This window comes from Actinomadura logoneensis (genome assembly GCF_003428695.1).
In the GTDB taxonomy this organism is placed as follows: Bacteria; Actinomycetota; Actinomycetes; order Streptosporangiales; family Streptosporangiaceae; genus Spirillospora; species Spirillospora logoneensis.
Genome location: NZ_QURH01000642.1, coordinates 1 through 2,470 on the forward strand (window position 1 = coordinate 1; position 2,470 = coordinate 2,470).

Here is a 2,470-nt window from a genome sequence, read left to right on the forward strand (position 1 = left end):
AGGGGCCGGTCCCCGGCCGCCGCGAGGGTGCCGGACGGCCCGGGCAGCAGGGCCAGGCTCTGCAGCGCGGACCGCACCGCGTCCGGGCCGTGCCGGCGGACGGCGGCGTCGTCGGCGGCCATCTCCAGCAGCAGCGGGACCGTCGCCATGGCCCGCCGGAGGGTGGGCAGCCAGGGCAGCGCGGCGTGGCTCAGGTCCAGGAGCAGCAGCAGGGCGTGGTGGCGGTGCCGCAGGTGGGCCCGCTCGTGGGCGAGGACGGCCGCCAGTTCGGCGGGGGCCAGCCGGGTGCGGGCGCCGCTGCTGATCACGATGGACCGGGCGCCCGCGGGCAGGCAGTAGGCGACGGGCAGCGGATGGTCGAGCAGCAGCACGTCCGGGTGCCGGTCGTCGGCGCGGGCGACGAGGCGGAGCATGCTGCGGTGGCGCCGCCGGCTCCGGACCGTCCGCCAGAGCCGGGGCACTCCGCGCGACAGCCGGACCGAGTAGAGCGCGACGACCGCGCAGCTCCCCAGGGCGCCCCACAGCAGGCCGGGATGGCTGTGCGGGGTGAGGCACGTGGTCAGCAGCTCGGCGAAGCCGTGGCCCGCCGCGCCCGGCCAGAACAGCGCCAGGACGAGCAGGCCGAACAGGGACGCCCACAGCCCGAGGACGGCGCCCGTCCAGCACAGCGCCGCGCTCGCCGGATGCCGCCGCGGGAACGACGCCCCGTCCAGCGACGCGCCCGCGCACCAGCCGAGCACGGCGACCAGGAAGACCAGCTGGACGGCGAGGACCGTCACCCCGTCAGCCCCGCGCCTCGTCGCCCGAACCGTCCGGACCGCCCGAAGCGCGCGGGCCGCCCGTGCCGCCGCCCGTGCCGCCCGAGCCGTGGCCGTCGGCGGTGCGGGCGTTCAGGGCGTCCAGCATGCGCCGGGCGTCGGCGTCCGGGACGCTCTCGACCAGCCGGGCCAGGATCGCGCCCTGGTCGGGCGAGTCGGTGAGGGCGTCCAGCATGAGCGCGACGGTGAAGTCGTCGCGGCTCTGCGTCGGGGTGTAGCGGAACGCCTGCCCGTCCTGGACGCGGCGCAGCAGGTTCTTGCGGGTCAGGCGCTCGGCCACGGTCTGGACGGTGTTGTAGGCGAGCGGCCGGTCGGCGGAGGCGTTGAGCAGGTTCAGCAGCTCGCGGACGCGCAGCGGCTCGTCCGCCGCCCACAGCGCGTCCATGACCGCCCGCTCCAGCGCGCCGCCGAGATCACCCACCACGCCCTCCTCGCCGTTCCCTCCGCCGCCATTGTCCCGCACGGCGCCGTGGGCCGGTCCGGGCGGGACGGTCAGGAGATCCGGACGGCCCCGGCCAGCGGGCGTCCGGCCATCGGGCTGATCTTCACGACGTCGCCGGTCTGCGGCGCGTGGACCATCTTCCCGCCGCCGATGTACATGCCCATGTGGTGCAGGTCGGAGTAGAAGAACACCAGGTCGCCCGGCTGGAGCTGGTCGGCGGACACGTGCGTGCCCGCGTTCCACTGGGCGCCGGTGTAGTGCTGGAGCCGCACGCCGACGCGCGCGTACGCGTACAGGGTCAGCCCGGAGCAGTCGAAGCCCTTGATGTTGGCGCCCTGCGCGATGCCGTAGGTGGGGCCGGACGCGTCGCCCCCGCCCCACGAGTAGGGGACGCCGAGCTGGGCCAGCGCGTAGCGGACGGCCTGCGCGCCCTTGCCGGACCCCGGCACCGACGGCGCCTTGCCCGGCGCGTCCGGTCGGCCGGTGGTCCGGTCCTTGTCCAGCTGCTCCTTGGCCTGGTCGTACAGCTTGGCGACGGCGGCGCGCTTCTTCGCCAGGGTCGTCCGCAGCGTCTCGACCTGCCGCTTGCGCTCCTGCGCGGCGAGCCGCGCCCGCTCGGCGCCCTGCACGGCCTGCAGCAGCGCCGACACGCGGGTGCCGTTCTGGGTGGCGAAGTACCGCAGGGTGGACGCCTGGTCGAGCAGCGACTGGGGGTCGGACGAGGCGAACATCCGCTGCGTCGGATCGGTCTCGCCGTTGATGTAGGTGGCGGCGGCGACCCGGGCGATGTCGCGCCGGACGGCCTCCAGCGAGCGTTCCTGCTGCCGCGCGATGCCGTCCGCGACCTTGGAGGCGCGGCGGGTCTCGGAGAGCTTGACCTTCAGCCCGTTGTACTGCTCGGTGAGCTGTTCGAGCTGGTCCCGGAGCTTGTTCACGTCCGGCTTGGGCTTCGGCTTGGCGCCCGGCGCGGCGGGTGCGGCGGGCGCCGCGGGGGCGGCCTGCGCGGACGGGATCGTGACCGGAGAGACCAGGGCGGCGGTGGTGATCCCGAGGACGAACATCGTCCGGTGCCGGGGGAGCGGGCGTCGGACCGTGCTTGCGGGGCGCACGAGCGTCTCCTTCACGAGCCGCCGCGCGCGGCGGCCGGGGTGCGGCTTGGGGCGGACGCGGGTCCGCGCCTCGCCGGGGAGGCGGCGCGGGCCCGGTCCGG

General features: G+C 76.1%; 3 protein-coding genes. All 3 read right to left on the reverse strand.

The window, feature by feature from the left end; translation table 11 throughout:
• The coding region (locus tag DZF91_RS25040; protein WP_147341367.1) for a M56 family metallopeptidase at window positions 1-779 on the reverse strand (779 nt) is incomplete at its 3' end.
• Window positions 780-783: 4 nt separating this feature from the next.
• Entirely contained in the window at window positions 784-1,239 is a 456-nt protein-coding gene (locus DZF91_RS25045) for a BlaI/MecI/CopY family transcriptional regulator (protein ID WP_199486872.1), read from the reverse strand.
• Window positions 1,240-1,310: 71 nt separating this feature from the next.
• On the reverse strand, window positions 1,311-2,470 hold a 1,160-nt coding region (locus DZF91_RS25050), incomplete at its 5' end, for a C40 family peptidase (RefSeq protein WP_117359694.1).